This is a genomic window from Bradyrhizobium sp. SZCCT0153 (genome assembly GCF_018129995.1).
Taxonomy (GTDB): domain Bacteria; phylum Pseudomonadota; class Alphaproteobacteria; order Rhizobiales; family Xanthobacteraceae; genus Bradyrhizobium; species Bradyrhizobium japonicum_G.
The window spans coordinates 124,143-148,720 of record NZ_JAFCKS010000007.1 but is presented as its reverse complement, the minus strand read 5'-3'; the positions used below and the strand labels follow the sequence as shown (position 1 = coordinate 148,720).

The following is a 24,578-nucleotide window of genomic DNA, read 5'->3' as shown; positions in this document are numbered from 1 at the left end:
TTCGAGCGCGACGCTGCTTAAAATCCTCGAGATCTTCATCGGCGAACATGCGGCGTATCTTGCGCTTGCCGCGACCGACATTGATGTAACGAAGCTCGCCGTCCTGCACGAAGCCGTTGAGCGTCCGCACAGAGATGCCCAGCGCCTGCGCTGCTTCCTTAGGATGTCGGAGCGGCATTACCATCACGCGACGTTGCTCTTCGACTTGCCGGCGTCTTCCAGACCCAGCAAAATGGCAATTGCTATGATTGTCCGATGCGAGAAGGTCTGTCTCCAATGCAGATCGGACCACGCTGCACCCTTCTCACTCAATTCGTACCGAGCAAGCGTAAAACGGCGCCCTTGGAGGGTAATCGAGATTGTTCCCTGAAGGGGACTCGGCCCCTTCAAATCGATGTATGCAAAGCTACGCTCGTCAGCGGCGGCGTTTGCAAACGACACTTTTCGCTGGCGGACAGCTTCGATGAGCGCGATCAGACCATCCCGAAAAGAATGCTCGGCTTTCAAGCCGTCCAATCCCGGTATTTCCAGGAACTTGGGCTCATTGATCAATCCCCACTTCTCCAACTGCTCTGCAGTGGCGCCGCGCTCAAGGAGATCTGGTAAAACAACGGGAAGCAGGTCTGACTTCACCTCTTTGTACTTCAGCTTGGTGAATTGCTTCACGGTTGAGGCGGCCGATCCAATGCCGCTAGCAGGCGTGCCCGCAATCGCGATTAGCAGATTAGCCGCATCCTCCGCCGTTACCTTTGCCGCGCTCTTGCCCCGCCCTCCCTTTGATCGGAGGCCTTTCTCAGCAAGCACTCGATCGTACAAAACCACGGTTGCGTGCGACACGTTAAGGGCAGCCGCTACGCAGTCGACCAACTGTCCCGGCGTCGCCATCTGATCATCCTCGCAAGACATCCATTAGTGTTTAACACAAATGGAGATCCAGATGCAACCCCATTTGCGAAATCCACAGATGGTGAGCCGTGGCGACGGCGAGCAGTCTTTGCTGACCTGTGATGCCGGCTTGCAGCACCCCTAGGACTTGGAAGGGTATTGGCAGCGGTCATACAACCGTTAAAGTTGCACACTTTCCGGTCAATTCATCATAGTGCAATAGTTTCACACTTTTTTGTTGATTGTGTGCAACCATTGCACTAGCCTAACCATTGTAGGACAAGATGGCGAGCATAAATGCTCCCCTAAGCAACTGTAAGGTCTACATTTATCCGGGCGATCATAATCCCCCGCACTTTCATCTGAAGGGGCCCAATTCTAGAGCCTCTATTGATATCGTGACCTTGGAGGTTATAGCCGGAAAGGCATCAAAGACCGACTTAGCAGAAGTCAGGGCATGGGCCGGCCATCCCGAAAACTTGGCCGCTTTAGTATCGGAGTGGAGAAGGCTCAATGAGCGCGAATGATATCGTTGATAGCGGGATCGAACTTCCCCGGATGGCGAGTGTCCAGCCGCTCAACGACTTTGTGCTTAAAGTCAGGTGGGCGGAAGGTCCGCGAAGGGGCCGCGAAGACTTGGTAGACGTTAGCCCGGCAATCTTTAGCTACAAAGTTTATCGTCCGCTAAGGGACGAAGAACTTTTTATGAAGGGAAAGATTGCCGAGGATGGTGATGTTGTTGCTTGGGGGACCAGTGACCTAGTGATGTCTGCTGATACAATCCAGTCTCTCGCCCAAGAGAGCTGGACCCCAAGTGAGTTCGTGGCGTTTTTGGAGCGAAACAAACTGACGCAAGTATCCGCGGCCGCCTTGCTTGGCCGAAGCCGCCGTCAAATTGCAAACTATGTGACGAGGGGACCAATCCCCAGGGTCGTGGCGCTTGCTTGCTACGGATTTGAATCTCTAAGGCGCGACAAATTTTTAGACGGGAACGGAGGCATTAACGCACAACCTCCAAAAGTACATACTGGCCCAGCCCCTGCTCCGACCGAACCGCCCCGTTCTCCCGTTGAGCCCGCAAGGCAACGCCAACGCGCTTAGACATGATCCCCAACCCGGCATCGCCCATATTGGATGCCCCTTATTATAGCCGCTGCAGCAAGCGCTGCACTTGGACTGCAGACCACTTGCTACTGCGTGGTGTCGAAATACCGGCGTCGTTCAATCCTTCGGCAATGGCCCGCAAACTCGTTTTCCCCGCCGCCTGTAGCTCCGCCACGATCGGCGCTAGATCTGTAGCTCGCGCATTGGCACGTGCCTGTAGACTCTCGGTGGCCATTGCCCGGGCCCGTTTGCTTGGGACGACACCGCGATCACCGCCAAGCTTGGTCCCTCGCCTCTTCGCAGCTGCCAGCGCGTCCTTGGTGCGCCTGCTGATCATCCGCCGTTCTTCCTCGGCCACCATGGCCATGATCCCCACCGTAAGCCTATTGGCGTTCGGCATATCGGCAGCGACGAAGTCGACGCCGGCTTTCTCCAGGCCGAGCAGGAAGTGAGCATCTCGTGAGAGCCGGTCCAGCTTGGCAATGACAAGCTTGGCGCCGTAGACGCGGCAGGCCTTGATTGCCTCCGCAAGCATGGGGCGATCGGTACGTTTACCGCTTTCGATCTCGACGAACTCCTTCACCAGCGACCAGCTCCCGCCGTTGAGATACTCGGCCACGCCATTGCGCTGGGCCTCGATCCCGAGACCGGACTTGCCCTGCCGATCGGTGCTCACACGCAGGTAGGAAATCCACTTCCCGTCCATTTCGCCCTCTGATAACAAATCAATCAACCTTCGTTGATTGATTTGTAACAGGCCGCATGACGGCTTGCAAGCCGAGATGAGAGAGCCTTGCTCACATCAGCGGTGTCGCGCCGTTCCGTCAGCTTTTTGTAGATGACCTCGATGTTGTCGTGGATCGTGTCCCGTTCGGTGGTGTAGCTCGGTAGAGCAAAGCCGCCCGGACGCGCGCCCCCAATAGCGCCGTAGCGGGCGGGCGGCTTTGCGGTGGTCACCGGCAGTTCTCCGGTAGGATCGGGTTGCGACACGCCAACGCAACCGAGGAACCACCGATGACCAACGACATGATGAACCTGCGCACGCTCGTAGAGAAGACCCCCGATGCCGATCTGCTACGCGAGATGATCGGCTTTGCCGCCCAGCGGCTGATGGAGCTGGAGGTCGAGGGCCAGACCGGGGCGGCCTACGGGGAGAAGAACCCCGAGCGCCTGGCCCAGCGCAACGGCTACCGGGACCGGATCTGGGAGACCCGCGCCGGCGCGGTCGAACTGCGCATTCCCAAGCTGCGCAAGGGCTCCTACTTCCCGGGTTTCCTGGAGCCGCGCCGGATGGCCGAGAAGGCGCTCACCGCCGTGGTGCAGGAAGCCTATGTGCAGGGCGTCTCGACCCGGTCGGCGATCTGGTGCAGGCCATGGGGATGACCGGGATCTCCAAGAGCCAGGTCAGCCGGCTGTGTGGCGAGATCGACGACAAGGTTCAGGCCTTCCTTGGCCGTCCGATCGAGGGCGACTGGCCGTATCTGTGGATCGACGCCACCTACGTGAAGGTGCGCCAGAATGGGCGGATCGTGTCTGTCGCGGTGATCGTCGCGGTCGGCGTCAACAGCGACGGCCGCCGCGAAGTGCTCGGGATGGATATTGGGCCGTCCGAGGCCGAAACGTTCTGGACGGCGTTCCTGCGCAAGCTCGCCCGTCGCGGCCTGCGCGGCGTCAAGCTGGTCGTGTCCGACGCCCACGAGGGTATCAAGGCCACCGTCGCCAAGGTGCTCAACGCCAGCTGGCAGCGCTGCCGCGTCCACTTCATGCGCAACGCGCTGGCGCATGCCGGCAAGAGCGGCCGACGCGTTGTCTCCGCCTTCATCGCCACCGCGTTTGCTCAGGACGATGCCGAGGCCGCCAGCACCCAATGGCGCAAAGTCGCCGATCAGCTCCGCCCCAAGCTGCCGAAGTTGGCCTGCTTCCTCGACGAGGCCGAGACCGACGTGCTCGCCTATATGACGTTCCCGCCGCAGCATCGGACCAAGCTACACTCCACCAACCCGATCGAACGCCTCAACGGCGAGATCAAGCGGCGGACCGAGGTGGTCGGCATCTTCCCCAACGAGGATGCCATCGTCCGCCTCATCGGAGCGATCCTGCTCGAGCAGAACGATGAATGGGCCGTCCAGCGTGCACGCTACATGACGCTGGAAACCATCGCGCCATTGAGCGATGATCCCACCGTCAGCCTTCAGGCTATCGCCAGCTGACCGGCCCGGCCCTCGCCGGCGAACGCGGTGATCCACCGTCAGCTACACCACCGAACGGGACACGATCATCTTGAGCGCGTCATCAGGCATTGGCCGCCGCAACGCCTTGGCCTCACCCCAGGGCGCGCATCCAGGGCAATTGCAAAATCCTGCAACCTCAGCGAAGCTACCATACCGCGTTTCTGGTGGTGGGGGGACTATGCCGGTACGGAAAGAGAAGCGTCTATCGCCCAAAAAACTACCGAAGAAGAGAACCAAGAAGAAAAAGGTGGGACGCGTGAAGAAAAGGACAGGAGCCAAAGGCGTCATTGCAGTTGGGGTCCTAGGTAGCACCGGCCATACGATCTCGGTCCCGGGAAGTCGGAAGAAATAACCGTCTGGATTTAGGGGCAGCAATGGTCGATCTGAAAGACGACGCTTGGTTCGTCGCAAACAAGGGCAAGCAACTGAAAAGTGGCGGTTCGCGGACTGGATTTGAGTGCCTCGCAGATGCCGACTCCATAATAAAAGAGATTCACTCGGGATTTCCGGGCGCAAATTTTGTCGAGTTCAATGTTTGGAATGCCGTGTCGGCTAGCTCACTTGCGCCGATGTTCGGGGAGATTAGGGCAATCAGCAAATCAGGGTTCTTCATCCTCATGGAGCGCCTTGAATCGATCAGCGACGCACAGAAGACAGCGACGCCAACGATGCCCGATTGGCTTGGAGATTTTTGGCCAAACAACTTCGGTCAAAACAAGCACGGAGAGATCAAGATCCGCGACTATGCGATGGTGTCTCTTGGTGAGGCGCTGGAAAATGCGCCGCGTTATAGACGTGCATGGCAAAAGTAATATTGCGCATCTTGACACCACTTTTGGCGATCTATTTGTCTCTGCCCGCCCTAACCTCCCCTGCACGCGCGACCGGCTTGGTAGGCCAAGCCAGCATCATTGACGGCGACACGCTCGAAATTCACGGCACGCGGATCCGGCTATGGGGTATCGACGCGCCCGAGAGCAGCCAACTATGTAGGGGTGCAGACAGCCTTCCGTATCGATGCGGTGCCAAGGCAGCGACCGAGCTTGCTGCACTGGTCATCGACCGACCAGTATCGTGCAACACGATGAGTATCGACCGCTACGGGCGCACAGTCGCTTTGTGTACGGTTTCTGGTCTAGATCTTGCGGACTGGCTGGTCCGCCACGGACTCGCTCTGGATTGGCGACGGTACAGCCAAGGGCACTATGCCGGTGCGCAAGATGAAGCACAACGCCGGTCGGTGGGCATATGGTCCGGCAGCTTCGTCGAGCCGTGGCGCTTTCGGGATTGCATCAGGCTTGGCGGGCGGACTGAATCTTGTTCGGATCAATAGCCCCCCGGCTCAATGCGGGCGCTCTCTCGAGAGCATGGCATCCTACGGCCGTCGCCCGCTTGCTCGGTCGTCTTCGCAGCTAGTAAGCATGCTTTTTTTTTTGCGCAAAGCTCCCTCCAAAAGCCTGCAAGGCCTCTAATTCAGCGGACGAGACGCCTACCGTCATCTCCTATCTTATCACCCGACATTTTCCAAAACGCAGATTGACCCAAGATGCTCCGCCGTCGGCCCAATAGCGGGTCAAGATTGCTTCCGCAGGAGCGCCGTTATCGGGAACAAAGAGCGAGTAGAGGGTGTTGCCAAAGCCATATCCAAACGTAACGGTGTAGACCGGCATACTCTTCGGCTCCTTTGGTAGCCCCTGCGTGACGGGGTCGTAAGAGACAAAGTCGTCGCCCTTGTGAACGTAAAAAATACGATACGTCACCTGTTTGGGACCCAAGTTCGGACGTTCTGTGGCCTTGCGGAGTGCCTCTTGTCGTCCAAGATTTTCCTTCCGCATGTAGTATTCGGCCATCCTTGAAATGGCGAACGGCGCAAGCCCATCTTCGCGCTCCCATAGGACATTGTTTGATCCAAAATCAATGCGCAGCTTGATGTCTTCAAAGCCGAAGACTTCTTTGACGTCACAGAGTTCCCGAGACGAAAAGGTACGAGAAGCGTTACTGAAAATTCTCTCCGGCGAATTGCTGCATGACGCGTCGCCCGATTTTCCATCTTTGGTCTTCTCGGAGATAAACCCGCACTCGAATCCGCGCGCATCATGAACGACCTGTTGGCAGAAGCCTGTGCTATTGCCCACGACATTTGCGAGAATGGCTAGGGAGATTTTCAACTTTGAAAATTGCATCGATCATCCCTCGCTAAAATGAAATACGTAATCACAGTGGGGTGTGGCCAAGCCCCCTAGATCTGGCGAAGTGCTCTCAAGAAACCATCCAGGACATCTTGCACGCTGCGGTAGCAAGGATATTGAAGGAAGTGGTGCGCGAGCTCGTTGCTAAGTTGCGACAACGATTTTTGGTTTGGATTTACTCCATGTCCTGCCGCCGCTCGGCCGTGGTGCAAAACGTCCCAGCTTGAAACTTTGTTTTTTCGCCGCTGGGGATCATCGCCATGCTTTCCGAAACCTTGGATGATCTTTGTTTCTTTGTTCCAGATGGGACGGAAGAGCCGAATTAGATAATCCTCAGCAACGGTTTCCCAACCAGTTTGCACCACCAAGGCACGAGCTTCGAAATGGTTGATGCTGAGCGTTGAGACCGCCCGCTCAATCGTCTTCTTATGCTCGTGTAGACGAGCGGCAAGCCTCTTGCCCTGCTCCCGAGGTGTGCGAGCGTGCTCATTTCCGGGAGCCGCTTGCCCGACATAGATTGGCGTCTCAGAGCCCGCTAACGCAGCATACTCCGCGAACGGACCCGTGTAATAAAGCGCATACACACCCGAACCATAAACTGGTGTCATCGTTGCAAGAGGCTGGCGTGGTTGAGCGGTCAAGGCCAGCGCGATAAAGAAGCCGATGGTCCGTGGATTGCCTGGATCGAAGAGTTCGGTCGGGCGCTTGATGGGATCAAGTTCAGCCAAGAGACTGTCAAGTTGGTGCGCGCCCTTTTCGATCTCCGCGTTGAGTTTGTTTCGGGTGACCGGAGTTAGGGCGACCCCTCGTGCGATAGAAGCGTTATCTGCTAAATCCTTCCGTAGCTTGTTGATCAGGGCGGTAGTGGGCGAAACGCGAGCTTTGGCCATTGTCGAAGCTCGGAGGTTTAGGTTTTCGCCGGGGGCTCGAAACGCATGTGCGAGTCAGCAGGCGGGTTCTTCGAGAGAAAATCCGCAATGCGGGTCGAAAGCTCCACCGGCGTCTCGCTTCGAGTAGCACACTTCGCGGCCCAAGCCCGGCCAGGATGTAGAACGTCCCACACCGGACGTTGCCCGCCGTATCGGCCCGCGCCAGGATCGTGATTCCCGAATCCATCCAGAGCAAGGTTCCACACTGGTTTGAAGTGCGCGATCAGAAGCGTTTCGCCGAGCGGTATCCAAATGTCATCGACGATCAGATAGCGACATTTGAAGTCCTCGATGTCCAGATTGGATGCTGCGCGTATAGACTCCGCATGCTCGCGCAACCTTCCCCACACGTGCCGGCCGCTGATCGCAGAAAAAACCGCCGCGCCCTTGCGACCGCCGGACGGAATGGCTTTCCCGATGTAGATCGGCCAGTGGCAGCCCTTGGCATTTCGTTTTGCCATCGCGCCGTAAGGCGGAAAACCGCCGTTGTAGTAGATGGCGTAGATTCCCGCGCCGTCGAATTGCTTAATATCGCCAAGGGAATCCGGAGCGGCTTCGAGAAGTGCTTCTGCGACGCTCTTCCCAAGATTGATCTTATCGAGCGGATTGAACTGCTCGGGCACCAATATTCCCAAAGGTGGAAAGCCGGACTGACAATTCAACTCATGCGCGATTCGCCCTAGGCGAGCAACGTCAAACGGCTAGTCTGCCGATGTTTCCACCAGTCGAGAGCGCAAGATGTTCACGAACGGAGGACGCGATAATATGAGCCAGCGCGACGGGGACGGCGTTGCCAAGTTGGCGCATGGTTTCGCTCCACGAGCCATGGAAGACGAAATCGTCGGGAAATTTTTGGAGGCGCGCGCTTTCGCGCACGCTCAAATATCGAAACTTGCCGTCAGGAAAGAGGACCGTATTTTCGCCGCCCGGGACCCCATGCACGCCCGCCTTGAGCGTTTTACTGGGTTCGTCGATGGGACTACCTGTGTGCCCCGGATATGAGCGCGCGCCCAGTTGAAGGCGGTGATTGAGGTATCGATTCGATCCGTGGATTGTCGGTGCCGGCATATCGTGGATGGCGTCACGGATGGTGAGCCATGGCCTCGTGTCGTCGTCGGGTAGCAGCGAGAGCTGTTGGCCCCGAGCACGGGCACGATCCGAGATAGCGCGCTGAGCGCGCGGCACGCGATGACGTTCCCAGTAGACGCCTGTCTGGATCTGTTCGCGCAACAGAGCGTCCAGCGAATGGGTTGGTTCAGGAAAGTGCCACTCGGCCGAAATGTCGTTTCGGAAGCCGACGAAGAACACTCGCTCGCGCTTCTGCGGAACTCCGTAGTTCGCCGCGTTTAACACGCGAAAGACAACGCGGTACGAGAGCCCGCGATTTGAGCGCCTGCTTGTGTGGTGTTGCTCCAACCGCGAGAGATGCTCATCCCATTTCTCGCCGTCCTTTTCCCTCCGCATGATCTCCGGGTAGGAAAGTTGCAGCACGATGTACTGGAAATATGTCGCGAAGGCCTCGCGCGTCAGACCCTTCACATTCTCGAAAATGAATGCGCGCGGTCTTGCTTCACGCACCGCGCGAACTGCCTCCGGCCACAGGTCGCGCGCATCTTTCCGTCCCTTATGTTTGCCGCCGAGCGAGAACGGCTGGCACGGTGGGCCACCGCTCACGAGATCGATTTTTCCCTCGAAGCGTTTGAAGTCCGCGACCTTGACGTCGCCGGGCTCCAACGGCCACAGCGAAACGATTGGATGGTTGGACTGTTGGTTCTCGCGAATAGTATCACAGCAGTATCGGTCTCGCTCGAAGACACCAAGAGACTTGAACCCCGCCTTCGAGATGCCCATTCCGAGGCCCCCCGCGCCAGCGAACAGCTCGATGGCAGCGGGCGCGACTAGCGTTGCTTTCGTGGATTGTTTTGACAAGGCCCCGGCGGTCCTAGGAACGAAGTGATTCGACGCTGCAACTCTACCTTATCCGCCAACTCGCATTCCCAGACAATTAAGACCCGCCATCCGAGGCTTATTAAGGAGTGGATATTTCTCTCGTCGCGGGCGCGATTGCCTTCCAGCTTAGGCAACCAAAAATCCAGTCGGGACTTCGGCAGACGGGCGAGCCGACAGTGTGGGTCGGGATGCCGATGAAAAAAGCAGCCGTGAACAAAGACCACGGCGCGGCGGCTGGGAAAAACCAAATCAGGTCGACCAGGAAACCCCTTACGGTGCAATCGATAGCGGTACCCAAGCGAATGAAGAAGTCTGCGGACGACAAGTTCCGGGCCGGTGTCCTTGCCCCGGACGAGCGCCATCCGGGCGGATCTTTGCGACTTGGTGAGCGTATCAATCATAGTTGTCCCGGTCGGGATCAGTACGGCGCTCGCGTCGCAATCGCTCTACTCATTTGCGGGAGCCCGGCAGATTTGAGCCGGATCCCGCTGATCCTTGATTGCCGAATGGCCGTCCTTCGGCTTCCTGCAAAAGATAGAGTTCCACAACATGGCGGATAAGCCATGACAGTGCGACGCCTTGCCTCTCGGCAATTTCTTCAAGTTGTGCCTTTTGCTTTTTTCGCAAGGTGGTTGTTACGCGTGCTGCGTGCTTGCCGTCCTCGCCCAATAGCGCCTCCGCTGCGTTCCGCGGCATTCCGCGGCTCGCGCAATTTGCGCGAATTCTGGGACATTGACAACTGGCAACAAGTCCGGCGAGCTCGAAGTGAGCTCGCGCCCCGAGACTTAGACACGCCGTTAAAAAGCTTAGGCCTCGCAGTCTGCCGTTATGTCTTTTAGATCCTGGGATGCTGCTGATTTCCGTGACGGAGGCCTTCTTCACGGCCATCTTCAATTGTGACCGATACGGGCGCCGAGGCTCTCTCGCAATTCGAAATAGCTTGGCTAACTTGCACTCCCCCTTTGATTTCAGAGGATTATTTCTCCAGCAGTCTGGCCACGAGCGCAGCGCAGCCATCGTCCAGAATATCCTCGTAATGGTCGAACCGCTCTTCGAAGCGACTATAGGTCGCCCATCGCATCCATTTCGGCTTCGGGGGAAAATCCCATTCATCTGGATCTAGGTTCGCTATTACTCGCGACTTGATTCGGGCCTTTCCAGCGTGAGCGCGGTTCGTCGCATCGTTGAATTGGGAATGATAGGCAACTTGTCGGCCCCAAGTCTGTCTGCTGCAAAATCGGGTCGCGCCCGCCGGCCTCCACAGGACAGACGCGAGCCGGTTCATGACAGGGCACACGAAATACCATTGTCTCCCGCCGAAATGGCGAGGACGCGAAACGAGAACAATCCGCTGGTCTAAGCTGCCAAGCTGGATGCGAAACCAGCCGTCGGCTTGGCCGCTCATGTCGGCGCTAATCACGCCGGTGGCAACTTCACCCCAATACGAATGCGTCCAAGTAATGCCCCGAACGCCAATGTTCGCGCCTGGCTTGATGAATTGCTTGCGAACAAGACGGTTCAGGTCCAGCTTCAGGCCGTCCTGCAAGCAAACTCGTACTCTCGATCGCGGCATTTTGGCGCTGCCTATTCGATTATTTGCCGGGTCACATCCTTCATTGCGGCAAGCAACCTCGAAATTCCGCGCCGGCGTGCAATCGAGTCTGCGGTGTACCGGCCGTGCTTGAAGGCGTTTCTGTTGCCCTTGGGAGCGCCTGGAGACCGCCCGCCATGCATCCGGCACCTTCCATTACTCATCGCGGGTGATTGGCAAGGCTTGCCCGCTCGCGTCCGCGCTCCGCATCTCTTCGCGCGGTGCATATCCAAGTGCATGGGGTTGATCCTCCGTTTTCGCCTCGCCCCTGCCCCCCGAGTGCTCGACCATTCCGACCACTGCCTGCCCGCCCGCATGAACGTGGACGTGCTCAACCGTGACCTTTGCTGGCCTTTGCCGCGATGGCGGTTCAAGGCTTCGAGCAACGCCGCATAGGTGCGCGACAGCTTGCCGGCTTGGGCGAGGTTCTCGCGTCGTCCCTCGAAGGTCTGTTCGCCGATCATGGCGCGCCGGTAGCATTCCATCGCGGCGTTGTGGGCGGCTATTAGCTGCGCCGCTATCATGCCTTCCAGCTCGTCCTTCGGCCCGATCCCGGCAAGCGCGGCAAGGGTGGCATTCAGTTGCTTGTCGCGGTCTTCCTGGCTGGAGTTCTTCACCCAGAGCGACTGGAGTGCTTGACTGGCAAGAATGTTGTTCCAGTGATCCGATTGCGATCCGCCAATATCTCTCAGCCGCCCTTTTCGGTCCTCGGGGTCGTTGGCGACCAGTGTTTTCGGTGCGTTCATTCACGTCCTCTGAAAGCGCTGCTTGGATGTAAGTCAGTCAATCTGGTAGTGGCCTTTCGCTTTTCCTCATTCAGATCCCACCACCACAGCGCACACAGCGCAGAACAGCGTATTTTCCTATTGAAGCCCTATTAGCCACGAACCCTCTATTGGAAAGTGGGCTGTGGTGCGCAGTGCGCTGTGGTCAGTCCGCCTTGATCCACCACCTCTTGCCCTGCCAGTCTGGCTTACCGTCGTTGTCCCGCTTCCAGCGGAGGTGCTCCATGATGCCGGTGATCCGGCGCTGGTCCGCCGTGCCGATCCTGGCGGCCTCCATGAACAGGGCCTCCTTTGCGACCTGACCGACGGTTACCTTGTGTTGGGTCGCGAGGTAGTTCTCGATCGGGTCCTGCCAAGCGTCGGCCTCGAAGCGCGCCTCCTGCTCCGGCCTGATATGCTGCCGTTCGAAATTGCGATCTGGCCACCATGGCTCGCCCTCATTGTAGAGGTGAACCGCCTCCGCGAAGAGTTGTTCGCGATCTTCAGCTAACCCTGCGGTATCGATCTGCCCGACTTTCACGGGCCAAAACCGACGTCCTCCAGTTTCGTCTCTTAGATACGCGTCCTTGTTGGTGGTGCCGATGAATACGCATTGCCGAGGCTCGGTGACCTCGAAGCGGCCATAGCTCGGCCGGTAACGCTCGACCTGGCGCGTGATGAAAGCCTTGAGTTGCGCGCTTTCGGCGCGCTTCAGGGCGTGCATCTCCCCGATCTCGATCAGCCACTTGCCACGGAGATGTTGGGAAACGTCCTTGCCCTCGCCAATCTCGGGAAGATTGTCGGAGTAATAGTCGCCACCCAGTATGGAGCAGGCCGAGGACTTCATCGCGCCCTGGATACCCTCCAGCACCAGCATGTAGTCCACCTTGGCTCCGGGTTCGCAGATCCGGGCGACCAGCGAAATCAGGAACATCTTCCCGATCGCCTGGGTGTAGGGATTGAGCGCGGCGCCGAGCTTGGTCGTCATCCATACGTTGACGCGCTTCTGGCCGTCCCAGATAAGGCTCTGAAGCCATTCGCGGATGGGATGGAAGCTGCGCTCGCGCGCCCAGGCATTGACCGCATCGCGTACCGTATCGCGGGCGATCCTGCGGATGCCTGCCTTCTGAAGGTACTCCGTCAGTATTGTGACGTCCTCTTCCACCACGGGCCTGGAATTGAACGGCGCGAGTGGCTGGCCGATCTCGTGCAGCAGCATGACGCAACGCTGCATCTCGTCATAAGCGAAGGCGTCGCTGATGTTCGGATCTCGCCGGAGAGCGACCAGCGCATTGGTGACGATCGGGAGCGGCTTGCCATTCTCGCTGATACATTGGGCCAGCCACGTATCTTTGACCGGGAATTGAGCAATGACATTCATCGCGGGCCTCCCGCGAAGGCGAGGCTGGCGATGGTGCAGGCAGTGGTGTAGCCAAAATAGTAGATCCGACTTAGCTTGGCCGCTTGAAGAGCGATCAGCGACGTGTCAGATTCTTCGTTGCTCGTAAGTGAACTCTGCGATCCCGCCCTGTGCCATTGCTCCCCAGCTGGCACGGGGCTTTTCGTTTCAGGGGGTGCCAACATTCAGCACCTCCCTAGCGAACGGTCCAAGAACGCAGTTCGGGACTATTTCGGGAGTTTTTGCGCCGAACGGTGCAAACCGGCGCCTATTTGTTCTCACTCGGCGGCGGATTGGTGCCAGAGCCGAAAACAAAAACCCTTGCAGATCAAAGGGCTTGATGGTCGGAGCGAGAGGATTTGAACCTCCGACCCCTAGTCTCCCAGACTAGTGCGCTAACCGGGCTGCGCCACGCTCCGAACGTCGTTCCATTAGCTAGGATCGCCGCTTTGCGCAAGGCGAGGTGCGCACCAATTTGGCGGCTGCCCTGTCCCCCGGAACTGACGGCAAGACGGCGAAATGCCGGCTCAGCCGTCCTTCAGCGCCTGGTCGAGCATTTCCCGGCAGGCGACGAGGTCGGCGAGTGCCCGCCCGAGCCGCTCCCGGTCCAGCGCGCTGGGGCCGGCGGGCGCGGCGGGGGTGCCGCCTTTGCGGAAGGTGGTAAGGATGTCCTCGTCGTCGACCTCCGTGAAGCGGAAGTCGATGCCTTCCTCCTCATCGCCCTGGTAATCGTCCTCGTCGGCCTCAGTGACGCCCTTGATGGGCGCCTCGTCGTCGGGCTCCATCAGGCTGGCGCCGATGGCGTCCTCGATCGCCCCGAACGAGACCGCGGCTGCGCCGTCGGCGAGGCCCTGCACCGATTTGACGCCGTGCTCTTTCAGGATCCGCTGCACCCCGCGGATGGTATAGCCCTCGCCGTAGAGGAGACGGCGGATGCCCTTGAGCAGGTCGACGTCGTCGGGGCGGTAGTAGCGCCGGCCGCCGCTGCGCTTCATCGGCTTGATCTGGGAGAATCGGGTCTCCCAGAACCGCAGCACGTGCTGCGGAATGTCGAGTTCCTGCGCTACTTCGCTGATGGTTCGGAACGCATCCGGCGCCTTGTCCAAATGCAATATCCTTTCCGAAAGGCGAGTTACGCCTCGGGTTGAGCCTTGCTGGCATCGCCATTGGTGCGGTGCTGCGCGTTGATCCGCTGCTTCAGGATCGCCGACGGCTTGAACACCATGACCCGGCGCGGCGAGATCGGCACCTCGGTGCCGGTCTTCGGGTTGCGACCGATTCGCTGACCCTTCTTGCGGACCATGAAGGACCCGAACGAGGACAGCTTCACCGTCTCGCCCTTCTCCAGGCAGTCGGTGATCTCCTTCAGGACGAGTTCCACGAAGGCAGACGATTCCGTGCGCGACAGCCCCACCTTCTGGTAGACGGCTTCGCACAGATCGACACGCGTTACGGTTTTACTTTGATCGGTCATCGCCCTGCCCCACATCACGGCGAACAATTGTTGTCTGAAATTATGAGGTTACGATACGACGGTCAACAGCGCTCATCAATGCAGACGCATCGATAATCCGCGTTGATTCGGGCAAAATTTTATCGACTGTGGCTTACCAGCGCACCAGCGCGGAGCCCCAGGTGAAGCCGCCGCCCATCGCTTCCAGCAAAACCAGATCGCCGCGCTTGATGCGGCCATCCTTGCGCGCCGCCGACAGCGCCAGCGGAATCGAGGCCGCCGAGGTGTTGCCGTGACGGTCCACCGTCAGCACCACCTTCTCCGGCGCGATGTGGAGCTTGTGAGCGGAGGCGTCGATGATTCGCTTGTTGGCCTGGTGCGGCACGAACCAGTCGATGCTGTCGGCGTTCAGGCCGGTCGCCTCGAAGGCATCGACGATGACGTCGGTGATCATGCCGACCGCGTGCTTGAAGACCTCGCGGCCTTCCATGCGCAGATGGCCGACGGTCTGGGTCGAGGACGGCCCGCCGTCGACGAACAGCTTTGCCTTGTGGCGGCCGTCGGAGCGCAAATGCGTGGTCACCACGCCGCGGTCGGTTGCCGCATTGCCCGGCTGCTCCTGCGCCTCCAGCACCACCGCGCCGGCACCGTCGCCGAACAGCACGCAGGTGCCGCGGTCGTTCCAGTCGAGGATGCGCGAGAAGGTCTCGGCGCCGATCACCAGCGCGCGCTTGAAGGCGCCGGTACGCAGGAAATTGTCGGCGGTGGCGAGCGCGAACACGAAGCCCGAGCACACCGCCTGGAGGTCGAAGGCCGCGCCATGGTTGATGCCGAGCCCGTGCTGCACGGCGACCGCGGTTGCGGGAAAGGTGTTGTCGGGCGTCGAGGTCGCCAGCACGATCAGTTCGATCGACTGCGCGTCCACGCCGGCGTCGGCCAGCGCAGCCTGTGCCGCCCTGAGCGCCAGGTGAGAGGTGAACTCGCCCTCGGCCGCAATGTGCCGCTCGCGAATGCCGGTGCGCTGCACGATCCACTCGTCGGACGTGTCGATGCGCGTCGCCAATTGGGCGTTGGTCACCACCTGCTCCGGCAAATAAGAGCCGCAGCCCAGCACGACCGAACGAATTTGAGTCACGAAACATCCTCCGGCGCGGTTGGCACGGAACTGAGTGCACCACCCTCGCGGTTGAGCGTCTGATTGATCTTGTTCAGGAGATCGTATTGCGCCATCTCATAGCCAACATCGATCGCATAGGCAAAGCCTTCGGCGCTGATTCCGCCGTGGCTCTTGACCACTAGTCCGCGCAGTCCCAGGAACACACCGCCGTTGGACTTGTTCGGGTCCATCTTGTTGCGCAGGGCCTGAAAGGCGCCCCGCGCGAACAGATAGCCCAGCTTGGACAGCCAGCTCCGCTGCATCTCGTTGCGGAGTAATTCCGCCATCTGGCGTGCGGTTCCCTCGGCTGCCTTGAGCGCGATATTGCCGCTGAAACCTTCGGTCACGATGACGTCGGACAGCCCCTTGCCGATCCCGTCGCCCTCGACGAAGCCGATATAGTCGAGCTCCGGCAGGTTCCTCGCGCGCAGGATGTCGCCGGCGTCGCGGATCTCCTCGTGCCCCTTGATCTCCTCGGTCCCGATATTGAGCAGGCCGACAGTGGGACGGGGCTTGTTGAACAGCACGCTCGCCATCGCGGCGCCCATGACGGCGAGCGATACCAGATGGTGCGCGTCGCCGCCGATGGTGGCACCCAGGTCGAGCACGACGGATTCCCCGCGCCTGGTCGGCCATATCCCGGCAATGGACGGGCGGTCGATGCCGGGCAGCGTGCGCAGGTGGAACCGCGCCATCGCCATCAGCGCGCCGGTATTGCCGGCGGAGACCGCGACGTCCGCCTCGCCCTTCTTCACCGCGTCGATCGCCATCCACATCGAGGAGGTCTTGCGGCCGCGCCGCAGCGCCTGGCTCGGCTTGTCGTCCATGCCGACGGCAACGTCGGTATGGACGATCTTCGAAGCGGCCTTGAGGGCCGGATGATTCTCGAGCTCGGGCTCGATTTTGGCGCGGTCCCCGACCAGCAGGAACTCGATCTGGCGATGCCTTTGAAGCGAGATGGCGGCGCCTGGAATGACCACGGCGGCGCCGACGTCGCCTCCCATGGCGTCAAGGGCGATGCGAACCTTGCTTGGCATAAAAGTCCTGGAAACCTGGTCTGGTGCGGTCTTGAAGGAGCGGGCCCGCAAAAATGGCTTCGCCATGGACATGGCGATGGGCCAAGCGCCACGCGCGCCCGGACCGGGGCGCGACAATAGCGTTTTGTTATCCCGAAACAACCTCTTGCCCCCAGCCTTTTGCATTCTGGGCAATCCGGAAGCGGACCGGCGAATTCAAAGGAAATATATCGAAATCAGATAGATAAACGCGCCTCTCAAACCATCCGGGCAAGCACTTCGCACCGCCCGGCAAGGCGTTCTTACGGGAATGCCCGGCTATTTGCCTTTCTTCTTGTCCCGCTTCTTGCCCTGGAGCGCCTTCAGCACCGCGAACGGATGGTCCGCCGGGTCGGGGGCGGTGACCTCCGCCTCGAACACGGCCCCTTCCTTGCGCGGATAGGGGTCGATCGCCAGGAACAGCGCATCGGTGGCGAGCCGTCCGAGGTCGATGATGCCATTGGCAATCGCCTCCGGCGGGTCGGCGATCTCGGCCGGCGCCTTGTCGTCCTGCCCCTCCTCGATCAGGTCGGCCAGCCGCCGCGCCTCCGCCTCGGGGACGAACATCAGGTCCACCGCCTCCTCGATCTCGCTCTCGATCGGGTCGAGCGTGATCACGCAGGTCTGGCCGACCCTGGCGCGGACGCGACCGGTCACCTCGAAGCGGCCGCCGCTTTTCGGCACCACGTCGAACTCTGCCTGGGCGGAGAGGACCTCCCGCAAACCCGCGAGCTCGGCCATGGCCTGCCGTTCGGCGGCAGAGGCCTCGAGCTTGCGGTGCACGCCGGTGTCGGGAATTTGAGCGACGATCACAGGGGCACGCCAGGGATCGGGCCTGGATTCGGCGTTCGGTCGGCTCATCGCGTGGTGTCCTCAGTGAGCGCTGGGGGAAACCGGAAGGACGCAAGTAGCAGCGCAGCCTCGTCGGTCCGGCCGAGATCGGCCTCCGTGGCCAGGGCGTAGGCCGCCAGCCGCTGCGCCTGGTCCAAGCCGGTCCCATTCAAGATATTCTTGCAGATCGCCGCCGCCAGCGCCCCATCGCCACCTTCGATGGCTTGGTCGTAGGCCTGGACGCGGCCATAAAAGGCTTCGCCAAAGGCCCGCATCCGCTTCGGCACGGTCTGGTCGCCGATCCCCATCTCGCGCAGATTGTCGTCCATGTCCTCGCAGAACCGGTCGAACAGCGCCTGCGACAGCTCGGTGGCGCGTCCGTTGGCGCCCTGGGCCGTGCGCAGGCGGCGCAGCAGCAGCCAGAGATGCAGCAGCAACAGGTCGAAACGCCCATTAACCGTATCCGGCACGCCCAAGTCGCGGTAAAATATGGGTTCTCGCGCCTGCGTCACGATCATGCCATAGATGGCTTCAATGGTGCCCGGCGGGGCTAGCCGGGGTTTCCTGAAGTGATTGAACGGCCAAAGCATTGTGGTTTCCGCAAGCGGGCGCGCGCGTGTTGCATTCAGAGCCTCCGCCCGGTACTTCAGCGCCTCGCGCGACGCAAGGGGACGGAATCAGTTCCGCTATGACGATACCGAATCAGAACGGCCTGCGCGCGAACAAGCGGCGCGGCCTTCATGCACGCTGGCGCAGCTTGCGGCTGTTCGCGGCCGCGACCCTGGTTGGCGTTGCGCTTGCGGGCTGCACCGGCGAGCAATTCCAGAAGGGCTACATCCTGCCCCCCGGCGCGCTGGAGCAGATTCCGATCGGTGCGAGTCAGGACCAGGTGCTGATCGTGATGGGCACGCCCTCCACAGTCGCAACCCTCGACGGCGAGGTGTTCTACTACATCTCGCAGCGCTCGGAGCGCATGGTCGCCTTCATGAACCAGAAGGTGGTCGACCAGCGCGTCATCGCGATCTATTTCGACAAGACCCGGCGCGTGCGGCGGCTCGCGAATTACGGCCTGCAGGACGGCAAGATCTTCGACTTCATCAGCCGCACCACGCCGACGTCGGGCCAGGAAATGAGCTACCTCACGCCGCTGTTCAAGCTGCTCAGCTTTAACTGAGCCTTCAGCCTGCGGCGTCGTGCCGCTCTCCGCGCGGCACTTGCCGTCGCGCGCGACTTGCCGTTGCGCGCCTGGTTCCATACGCTCCCCGCAAAACAAGAAGCAGGGAGTGGATTCGTGCCCAATCAATTTCTGTCTCGCCGTCGCGTGCTTACCGGTGCTGCCGGCCTTTCGGCCGCAGCGATCCTGCCGCGATCGAGCCTGGCGGACTGGAAGCCCACCGAAAACATCCGCATCGTCGTACCGGCTGCCGCCGGCGGTTCGACCGACGTGATGGGCCGGCTCCTGGCCGCGCATCTGCAAGCGGCCTGGGGCCAGTCGGCCGTGGTGGAAAACCGCTCCGGCGGCGGCGGCACGATCGGCACGGCCGAGGTGGTCCGCGCCAAGCCGGACGGGCATACCATTCTGATCGGCAATCCCGGTCCGAACGCGATCGCCTACAGCATCTTCAAGAATCTCGCCTACAAGCCGGACCAGCTCCAGCCGGTCTCCAACATGATCCGGATCCCGAACATCGTCTCGGCGCATCCGAAGACCGGCATCAAGTCGATCGCCGAGCTGATCGCCTTCCTCAAGGCCAATCCTGACAAGCTCAGCTATGCCTCCTCCGGCGTCGGCCAGAGCCCTCACCTCACCGGCGCCTGGTTCCTCCAGCTCACCGGACTGAAGATGACCCACATCCCGTTCCGTGGCGCCGGGCCTGCGCTCCAGGCCGCGCTCGCCGGCGACATCCAGATCCTGTTCGATAATCTCTATCCGAGCCTGCCGCAGGTGCAGAGCGGCACCCTCACCGGCCTCTGCGTTACCACGACGGAGCGCAGCGAACTTGCACCGAACCTGCCGACCATGCGCGAGAGCGCGCCGGAGCTGGCGAATTTCGACGTCTCGTCGTGGTTCTCGGTGTTCTTGCCGAAAGGCGTTCCCGCTTCGGTGCTCGAAGCGCTCAATCTCCAGGTGAAGGCGATGCTGGAGCGCGACGACATCAGGAAGAACATCACCGCCATGGGCGCCCGCACCGACTACGGCACGCCGCAGCAGTTTGCCGCCTTCCTGGATGCCGAGACGAAGAAATTCGCCGGCATCATCCAGAAGGAAGGGCTGCAGATGGATGTGCAGTAGGCGGGCTCGCTTGCGGCGCAGGAGATTTGAACCAGTTGAAGGCGATGAGGACGGCCGCCGCCAGCGCGACCGCCAGCATTGTGCGAGGCCCGGATTGCCGGCTGCCTCTTTGCGCCTTACCGCAAGCCGGACAGACGGTGTCGGCCGCCAACATGTCGCAACCGCACCGCATACATTTGGTCGTCTCGAAGTTCACAGCGACGGTCTCCCGTAAAGCTGACAACAAAAAACCCGCGGTTTGCACCGCGGGTTTGTCGTTTGTAGAGCACCGCAGGTTCAGTGCGCCAGGATCGCCAGCAGCAGCAAGGCCACGATGTTGGTGATCTTGATCATCGGATTAACCGCCGGGCCGGCCGTATCCTTGTAGGGATCGCCGACGGTGTCGCCGGTCACGGCGGACTTGTGGGCATCACTGCCTTTGCCGCCGTAATGGCCGTCCTCGATGTACTTCTTGGCGTTGTCCCAGGCGCCGCCGCCGGAGGTCATCGAGATCGCGACGAACAGGCCCGTCACGATCACGCCGAGCAGCATCGCACCGACGGCCGAGAACGCCGCCGACTTGCCGGCCGCGCCGCCACCCGCGATCGTGTAGATCAGGAAGTAGACGACGATCGGCGACAGCACCGGGAGCAGCGACGGGATGATCATTTCCTTGATCGCCGCTTTCGTCAAAAGGTCGACCGCCTTGCCGTAGTCCGGCTTGTCGGTGCCCTGCATGATGCCCGGCTTCTCGCGGAACTGCCGGCGCACCTCCTCGACGATCGCGCTGGCCGCACGGCCCACGGCCGTCATGCCCATCGCACCGAACAGATAGGGCAGCAAACCACCGAACAACAGGCCGACAACCACGTAGGGGTTGTTGAGCGAGAAGTCCGGCTTGACGCCTACGAAATAAGCGTGGTGTGCGGAGTCCGCAATGAAGAACTTGAGGTCCTCATTGTAAGCCGCGAACAGTACCAGTGCGCCGAGGCCGGCGGAGCCGATCGCGTAGCCCTTGGTCACCGCCTTGGTGGTGTTGCCAACCGCGTCGAGCGCGTCGGTCGACTTGCGCACCTCCTTCGGCAGGCCCGCCATCTCGGCGATGCCGCCGGCGTTGTCGGTGACGGGGCCGAACGCGTCGAGCGCGACGATCATGCCGGCCAGCGCCAGCATAGTGGCGGTCGCGATCGCGATGCCGAACAGGCCGGCAAGGCTGTAGGTAACCAGGATGCCGGCGATGATGACGATCGCGGGCAGCGCGGTTGACTCCATCGAGATCGCCAGCCCCTGGATCACGTTGGTGCCGTGACCGGTCACCGACGCCGCCGCGATCGACTTCACCGGGCGATAGTCGGTGCCGGTGTAGTATTCGGTGATCCAGATGATCAGCGCGGTGACGACGAGACCGACGATGCCGCATTCGAACAGCGACATGCCGGTATACTCGACGCCGTCGAGCTTGCCGAAGCCGATCAGGGCGTAGATCACGCCGGCGATGCCGACCAGCGACAGAACGCCGGTTGCGATCAGGCCCTTGTAGAGCGCCCCCATGATCGACTGGCTCGGCCCGAGCTTGACGAAGAAGGTGCCGATGATCGAGGTGATGATGCAGATGCCGCCGATCGCGAGCGGCAGCGTCATCATGCTCATGAGGATCGGCGTCTTGGCGAAGAAGATCGCCGCCAGGACCATGGTGGCGACCGCGGTCACCGCATAAGTCTCGAACAGGTCGGCCGCCATGCCGGCACAGTCGCCGACATTGTCGCCCACGTTGTCGGCGATCGTCGCCGGATTGCGCGGATCGTCCTCGGGAATGCCGGCCTCGACCTTGCCGACGAGGTCGCCGCCGACGTCCGCACCCTTGGTGAAGATGCCGCCGCCGAGACGGGCGAAGATCGAGATCAGCGAGGCGCCGAAGCCGAGCGCCACCATGGCATCGACGACGACACGGCTGTCAGGTGCGAGCTTCAGCGAATAGACCAGGAAGCCGAAATAGAGGGTCACGCCGAGCAGCGCGAGACCCGCCACCAGCATGCCGGTGATGGCGCCCGCCTTGAAGGCGAGCTCGAGGCCGCCGGCGAGCGATGTCGTCGCCGCCTGCGCGGTGCGCACGTTGGCACGGACCGAGACATTCATGCCGATGAAACCGGCCGCCCCCGACAGGACGGCGCCGATGGTAAAACCGATCGCGACATAGAGTCCGAGGAAATAGGCAAGCAGCACGAAGATGACGATGCCGACGATACCGATCGTGGTGTACTGACGCCGCAGGTAGGCCTGTGCGCCCTCGCGCACCGCTCCCGCAATCTCCTGCATGCGCGGCGACCCCGCATCCGCACTCAACACCGAAGACGTCGCCCAAATCGCGTAGACGACGGAAAGCACTCCGCAGAGCACTATCAACCATAATGCTGTCATGTGATTTTTTGCCTCAGATCCTTGATGTACGTACCCCCGGCGCCTTTTGTTTTCCCGTCGTGCGGTGCGGCGCCTTTATGTTGAACAGGGCCGCTCCTTGCCTGAAGGGGTGGCCCTGGTCGGTCACAAGCTTGCCAAAATCAGAATGCGGGTGCAACGCCGTAAGCGGCCGAAAAGACCGATCTCGGCAGGTATTTAGGGCACGAGCGCCGGTTTGGAGCAAATCCTAGAAGTGGCTGTACGAAAGCCGCTTCAACACCAGTTCCTTGCCCTGCCCGTCCAGGAAGCGAGGCGGCTCATGTCCCGCGACGATCGTGCCGATCGCCGTGACGGCGAGGCCCACCGCCCGCCCCGCGGCAATCAGCGCATCGCTCTGTGCCGACGGCACCGTGCACAGGACCTCGTAATCGTCGCCCCCGGCAAGCAGCGTCTCAACGCAAACGACGTTGCCCGCAATCAGGCCGGCCGCCGCGGCCGACAACGGCACGCTCGCCACATCGATCGTGGCCGAGACTCCGGACGCCGCGCAGAGTTTCGTCAGGTCGCCCGCCAGGCCGTCGGAGACGTCCATCGCCGCAGTCGCATGGTCGCGCACCGCCTGCGCCAGCAAATTGCGCGGCTGCGGGACGCGGTAGCGCGAGATCAGTGCGTCGCTTGCAGCAGGATCGGACGCGAGCGCCCTTGCAGCCGCGCCGCCGGTGAGCACGTCGAGGCCGAGCGCGGCGTCGCCGATCGTCCCCGTCACCAGGATGCGGTCGCCGGGCCTCGCGCCCGTGCGGCCGACCATCCGACCTTGAGGTACGCGGCCGAAGGCCGTGATCGAGATCATCTGCGGCCCCGGCGTCGACACGGTGTCGCCGCCGAGCAGCGGGCAGGCGAAGGTCCTGGCGTCCTCGCCCAGCGCGTCGGCGAACGGCCTGAGCCAGCCATCCGCCTTGCTGCGCAGCGCGAGCGTCAGCACGAAGCCGGCGGGCGTCGCGCCCTTGGCGGCAAGATCGGACAAATTCACCCGCAACGCCTTGCGCGCGATGGTGTTGGGCGGGTCATCGGCAAGATAATGCACGCCCTCGACCACGGCATCGGTGGTGACGACGATGTCTCCGCCGAGCGATTGCAGGATGGCGGCGTCGTCGACCAGCCCCAGCGCGCCGGGATCGGTCGCCAGCGGCTTGAAATAGCGCGCGATGAGGGAGTCTTCGCCGGAAGGATTTTGCGAGGTCGCCATCGATGTCAACCTAACCTCCGGCGTCGCCTTACCCCCGCCCGAACTCGTCACCGCGAAACTGGCGGCCGATCTGGTCGAGCACGGCGTTGACCATGCCGGTTTCCTCGCGGTCGACGAAGGCATTGGCGACATCGACATATTCGGAGACCACGACACGGCCCGGCACGTCCTTGCGGTGCTCCAATTCGTAGGCGCCGGCCCGCAGCACCGCGCGCAAGATCGCCTCGATCCGCTTCAACGGCCAGCCCTTCGACAGCGCCTCGTCGATCAGAGGATCGAGCTTCTTCTGGTCGCGCACGACGCCGGAGACGACGTCGCGGAAGAAGGCCGCTTCAGCCGGCAGGTACGTGTCGCCCTCGACCTCGTTACCGAGCCAGTGGCTCTCGAACTCCGCAAAAATGTCGTTGATGCCCGCGCCGGCGATGTCCATCTGGTACAGCGCCTGCACGGCCGCGAGCCGCGCCGCACCGCGCCGGTTCGCCTTCTTCTCCGTGCCAGCCGACGGCTTTTTGCTGTGATCGGCCATCGTCAGGCCCGCGCCAGGCGGCGTTTGATGCGCAGCATCGCAATCGCGGCGCGCGCGGCATCGCCGCCCTTGTTGAGCTCGCTGGCGCGCGCCCGCGCCCAGGCCTGAGCCTCATTGTTGACCGTGAGGATGCCGTTGCCGAGCGGCAGCTTTCGCGCCACCGCAAGGTCCATCAGCGCGCGCGAGGATTCCTGCGAGACGATCTCGAAATGGATGGTGTCGCCGCGGATCACGCAGCCGAGCGCGATCGCAGCATCATAGGGCTTGCCGCTGGCGGCAGCCGCATCGACCGCAATGGCGATTGCCGCCGGGATTTCCAGCGCGCCGGGAACCGTGATGACGTCATGCGTCAGGCCCGCCGCCTTCAGCTCAGCCACCGCGCCGTCCAGCAGCGCGTCCTGGAGATCGTCATAGAACCGTGCCTCGACAATCAGCGCGCGCGCGCCGGAAATGTCGGTCTGGTCCTTCAGAGGTGCGCGCCGCGCGTCTGCCATCGTAAACCTATTGTGTCATTGCCAGGCTCGACCCGGCAATCCATCGGGTCAAGACCTCTTAAGAGGATGGATGCGCGGGTCAAGCCCGCGCATGACGAAGTTTGAT

Annotated in this window: 28 protein-coding genes, 1 tRNA gene and 2 pseudogenes; 7 read left to right on the top strand and 24 right to left on the bottom strand. The window is 61.3% G+C overall.

What is annotated here, in order from left to right; translation table 11 throughout:
• Nucleotides 1-19: 19 nt before the first annotated feature.
• Both JQ572_RS35560 and JQ572_RS27425 read right to left on the bottom strand, forming a co-directional pair.
• Nucleotides 20-178, bottom strand: a pseudogene (locus JQ572_RS35560) (helix-turn-helix domain-containing protein); the annotation flags it as partial.
• A 5-nt stretch (nucleotides 179-183) separates the two neighbouring features.
• Nucleotides 184-885 (bottom strand): hypothetical protein, encoded by a 702-nt coding sequence (locus tag JQ572_RS27425; protein ID WP_211385956.1) that lies wholly within the window; start codon nucleotides 883-885, stop codon nucleotides 184-186.
• A gap of 284 nt (nucleotides 886-1,169) precedes the next feature.
• On the opposite strand from JQ572_RS27425, the gene JQ572_RS35555 reads away from it, so the two are divergent.
• Nucleotides 1,170-1,412 (top strand): DUF4160 domain-containing protein, encoded by a 243-nt coding sequence (locus JQ572_RS35555; protein WP_211385955.1) that lies wholly within the window; start codon nucleotides 1,170-1,172, stop codon nucleotides 1,410-1,412.
• A 617-nt stretch (nucleotides 1,413-2,029) separates the two neighbouring features.
• On the opposite strand, the gene JQ572_RS27410 is transcribed toward JQ572_RS35555, so the two are convergent.
• Together JQ572_RS27410 and JQ572_RS27405 are read right to left on the bottom strand one after the other, a co-directional pair.
• Nucleotides 2,030-2,695: a recombinase family protein gene (locus JQ572_RS27410; RefSeq protein ID WP_211385953.1), complete on the bottom strand. Its 666-nt coding sequence runs from the start codon at nucleotides 2,693-2,695 to the stop codon at nucleotides 2,030-2,032.
• 23 nt (nucleotides 2,696-2,718) lie between these two features.
• On the bottom strand, nucleotides 2,719-2,946 hold the full coding sequence (locus JQ572_RS27405) for a hypothetical protein (protein WP_211385952.1): 228 nt from the start codon (nucleotides 2,944-2,946) through the stop codon (nucleotides 2,719-2,721).
• A 57-nt stretch (nucleotides 2,947-3,003) separates the two neighbouring features.
• Between JQ572_RS27405 and JQ572_RS27400 the strand changes: the two are divergent.
• The 3 genes and pseudogenes from JQ572_RS27400 to JQ572_RS27390 all read left to right on the top strand — a co-directional run bounded on the left by JQ572_RS27400 (nucleotide 3,004) and on the right by JQ572_RS27390 (nucleotide 5,553).
• Nucleotides 3,004-4,199: pseudogene (locus JQ572_RS27400) on the top strand (IS256 family transposase).
• A gap of 395 nt (nucleotides 4,200-4,594) precedes the next feature.
• Nucleotides 4,595-5,032 (top strand): hypothetical protein, encoded by a 438-nt coding sequence (locus JQ572_RS27395; RefSeq protein WP_211385951.1) that lies wholly within the window; start codon nucleotides 4,595-4,597, stop codon nucleotides 5,030-5,032.
• Nucleotides 5,020-5,553, top strand: a complete 534-nt coding sequence (locus JQ572_RS27390; RefSeq protein WP_211385950.1) for a thermonuclease family protein — start codon at nucleotides 5,020-5,022, stop codon at nucleotides 5,551-5,553. Before JQ572_RS27395 ends, JQ572_RS27390 begins: the two co-directional genes overlap by 13 nt.
• 169 nt (nucleotides 5,554-5,722) lie before the next feature.
• Here the strand turns inward: JQ572_RS27390 and JQ572_RS27385 are convergent, their stop codons facing one another.
• From JQ572_RS27385 to JQ572_RS27345, 9 genes are all read right to left on the bottom strand, one after another.
• Nucleotides 5,723-6,403 carry a hypothetical protein gene (locus tag JQ572_RS27385; RefSeq protein WP_211385949.1) on the bottom strand — a complete coding sequence of 227 codons (681 nt, stop codon included), beginning with the start codon at nucleotides 6,401-6,403 and terminating at the stop codon, nucleotides 5,723-5,725.
• Between the two features lie 56 nt (nucleotides 6,404-6,459).
• A complete protein-coding gene (locus JQ572_RS27380; RefSeq protein WP_211385948.1) occupies nucleotides 6,460-7,299 on the bottom strand; it encodes an Eco29kI family restriction endonuclease in 840 nt (279 codons plus the stop codon).
• Between the two features lie 17 nt (nucleotides 7,300-7,316).
• Nucleotides 7,317-7,961: an Eco29kI family restriction endonuclease gene (locus JQ572_RS27375; RefSeq protein WP_211385947.1), complete on the bottom strand. Its 645-nt coding sequence runs from the start codon at nucleotides 7,959-7,961 to the stop codon at nucleotides 7,317-7,319.
• A gap of 70 nt (nucleotides 7,962-8,031) precedes the next feature.
• A complete protein-coding gene (locus tag JQ572_RS27370; RefSeq protein WP_283814095.1) occupies nucleotides 8,032-9,267 on the bottom strand; it encodes a DNA cytosine methyltransferase in 1,236 nt (411 codons plus the stop codon).
• Complete coding sequence (locus tag JQ572_RS27365; RefSeq protein ID WP_211385945.1) at nucleotides 9,237-9,689, bottom strand: very short patch repair endonuclease; 453 nt, start codon at nucleotides 9,687-9,689, stop codon at nucleotides 9,237-9,239. The genes JQ572_RS27370 and JQ572_RS27365 overlap by 31 nt, the downstream gene beginning before the upstream one ends.
• 49 nt (nucleotides 9,690-9,738) lie before the next feature.
• Entirely contained in the window at nucleotides 9,739-9,984 is a 246-nt protein-coding gene (locus JQ572_RS27360; protein WP_211385944.1) for a ribbon-helix-helix domain-containing protein, read from the bottom strand.
• 280 nt (nucleotides 9,985-10,264) lie between these two features.
• Nucleotides 10,265-10,834: a hypothetical protein gene (locus JQ572_RS27355; RefSeq protein ID WP_249129419.1), complete on the bottom strand. Its 570-nt coding sequence runs from the start codon at nucleotides 10,832-10,834 to the stop codon at nucleotides 10,265-10,267.
• Between the two features lie 38 nt (nucleotides 10,835-10,872).
• Entirely contained in the window at nucleotides 10,873-11,625 is a 753-nt protein-coding gene (locus JQ572_RS27350; RefSeq protein ID WP_249129418.1) for an HGGxSTG domain-containing protein, read from the bottom strand.
• A 184-nt stretch (nucleotides 11,626-11,809) separates the two neighbouring features.
• Nucleotides 11,810-12,862 (bottom strand): virulence-associated E family protein, encoded by a 1,053-nt coding sequence (locus JQ572_RS27345; protein WP_249129416.1) that lies wholly within the window; start codon nucleotides 12,860-12,862, stop codon nucleotides 11,810-11,812.
• On the opposite strand from JQ572_RS27345, the gene JQ572_RS35155 reads away from it, so the two are divergent.
• Nucleotides 12,851-13,075: a hypothetical protein gene (locus JQ572_RS35155; protein ID WP_249129414.1), complete on the top strand. Its 225-nt coding sequence runs from the start codon at nucleotides 12,851-12,853 to the stop codon at nucleotides 13,073-13,075. The genes JQ572_RS27345 and JQ572_RS35155 overlap by 12 nt on opposite strands.
• A gap of 308 nt (nucleotides 13,076-13,383) precedes the next feature.
• On the opposite strand, the gene JQ572_RS27340 is transcribed toward JQ572_RS35155, so the two are convergent.
• The 7 genes from JQ572_RS27340 to JQ572_RS27310 all read right to left on the bottom strand — a co-directional run bounded on the left by JQ572_RS27340 (nucleotide 13,384) and on the right by JQ572_RS27310 (nucleotide 18,127).
• A tRNA-Pro gene (locus tag JQ572_RS27340) sits at nucleotides 13,384-13,461 on the bottom strand.
• A 108-nt stretch (nucleotides 13,462-13,569) separates the two neighbouring features.
• Nucleotides 13,570-14,148 (bottom strand): MerR family transcriptional regulator, encoded by a 579-nt coding sequence (locus JQ572_RS27335; RefSeq protein WP_211385941.1) that lies wholly within the window; start codon nucleotides 14,146-14,148, stop codon nucleotides 13,570-13,572.
• 26 nt (nucleotides 14,149-14,174) lie between these two features.
• Nucleotides 14,175-14,516, bottom strand: a complete 342-nt coding sequence (locus JQ572_RS27330) for an integration host factor subunit alpha (protein WP_018456841.1) — start codon at nucleotides 14,514-14,516, stop codon at nucleotides 14,175-14,177.
• 133 nt (nucleotides 14,517-14,649) lie between these two features.
• The gene (locus JQ572_RS27325; protein WP_211385940.1) at nucleotides 14,650-15,630 is read right to left on the bottom strand and encodes a beta-ketoacyl-ACP synthase III; all 981 of its coding nucleotides are present in this window, start codon (nucleotides 15,628-15,630) and stop codon (nucleotides 14,650-14,652) included.
• Nucleotides 15,627-16,688, bottom strand: coding sequence for a phosphate acyltransferase PlsX (plsX, locus tag JQ572_RS27320; protein WP_211385939.1), 1,062 nt, complete (start codon nucleotides 16,686-16,688; stop codon nucleotides 15,627-15,629). The genes JQ572_RS27325 and plsX overlap by 4 nt, the downstream gene beginning before the upstream one ends.
• A 297-nt stretch (nucleotides 16,689-16,985) precedes the next feature.
• Nucleotides 16,986-17,567, bottom strand: coding sequence for a YceD family protein (locus tag JQ572_RS27315; protein WP_211385938.1), 582 nt, complete (start codon nucleotides 17,565-17,567; stop codon nucleotides 16,986-16,988).
• On the bottom strand, nucleotides 17,564-18,127 hold the full coding sequence (locus JQ572_RS27310) for a ubiquinol-cytochrome C chaperone family protein (RefSeq protein ID WP_211385937.1): 564 nt from the start codon (nucleotides 18,125-18,127) through the stop codon (nucleotides 17,564-17,566). Before JQ572_RS27310 ends, JQ572_RS27315 begins: the two co-directional genes overlap by 4 nt.
• A gap of 98 nt (nucleotides 18,128-18,225) precedes the next feature.
• Here JQ572_RS27310 and JQ572_RS27305 point away from each other — a divergent pair, with 98 nt between their 5' ends.
• Both JQ572_RS27305 and JQ572_RS27300 read left to right on the top strand, forming a co-directional pair.
• Nucleotides 18,226-18,711: an outer membrane protein assembly factor BamE gene (locus tag JQ572_RS27305; protein WP_211385936.1), complete on the top strand. Its 486-nt coding sequence runs from the start codon at nucleotides 18,226-18,228 to the stop codon at nucleotides 18,709-18,711.
• 117 nt (nucleotides 18,712-18,828) lie between these two features.
• Nucleotides 18,829-19,830, top strand: a complete 1,002-nt coding sequence (locus JQ572_RS27300) for a Bug family tripartite tricarboxylate transporter substrate binding protein (RefSeq protein ID WP_211385935.1) — start codon at nucleotides 18,829-18,831, stop codon at nucleotides 19,828-19,830.
• A 276-nt stretch (nucleotides 19,831-20,106) separates the two neighbouring features.
• Here the strand turns inward: JQ572_RS27300 and JQ572_RS27295 are convergent, their stop codons facing one another.
• The 4 genes from JQ572_RS27295 to ribH form a co-directional block, all read right to left on the bottom strand.
• A complete protein-coding gene (locus JQ572_RS27295) occupies nucleotides 20,107-22,227 on the bottom strand; it encodes a sodium-translocating pyrophosphatase (RefSeq protein ID WP_211385934.1) in 2,121 nt (706 codons plus the stop codon).
• Nucleotides 22,228-22,453: 226 nt separating this feature from the next.
• Complete coding sequence (gene thiL / locus JQ572_RS27290; RefSeq protein WP_211385933.1) at nucleotides 22,454-23,452, bottom strand: thiamine-phosphate kinase; 999 nt, start codon at nucleotides 23,450-23,452, stop codon at nucleotides 22,454-22,456.
• Nucleotides 23,453-23,480: 28 nt separating this feature from the next.
• A complete protein-coding gene (gene nusB / locus JQ572_RS27285) occupies nucleotides 23,481-23,978 on the bottom strand; it encodes a transcription antitermination factor NusB (RefSeq protein WP_211385932.1) in 498 nt (165 codons plus the stop codon).
• Between the two features lie 2 nt (nucleotides 23,979-23,980).
• Nucleotides 23,981-24,472 (bottom strand): 6,7-dimethyl-8-ribityllumazine synthase, encoded by a 492-nt coding sequence (gene ribH, locus JQ572_RS27280; protein ID WP_211385931.1) that lies wholly within the window; start codon nucleotides 24,470-24,472, stop codon nucleotides 23,981-23,983.
• Nucleotides 24,473-24,578: the final 106 nt, after the last annotated feature.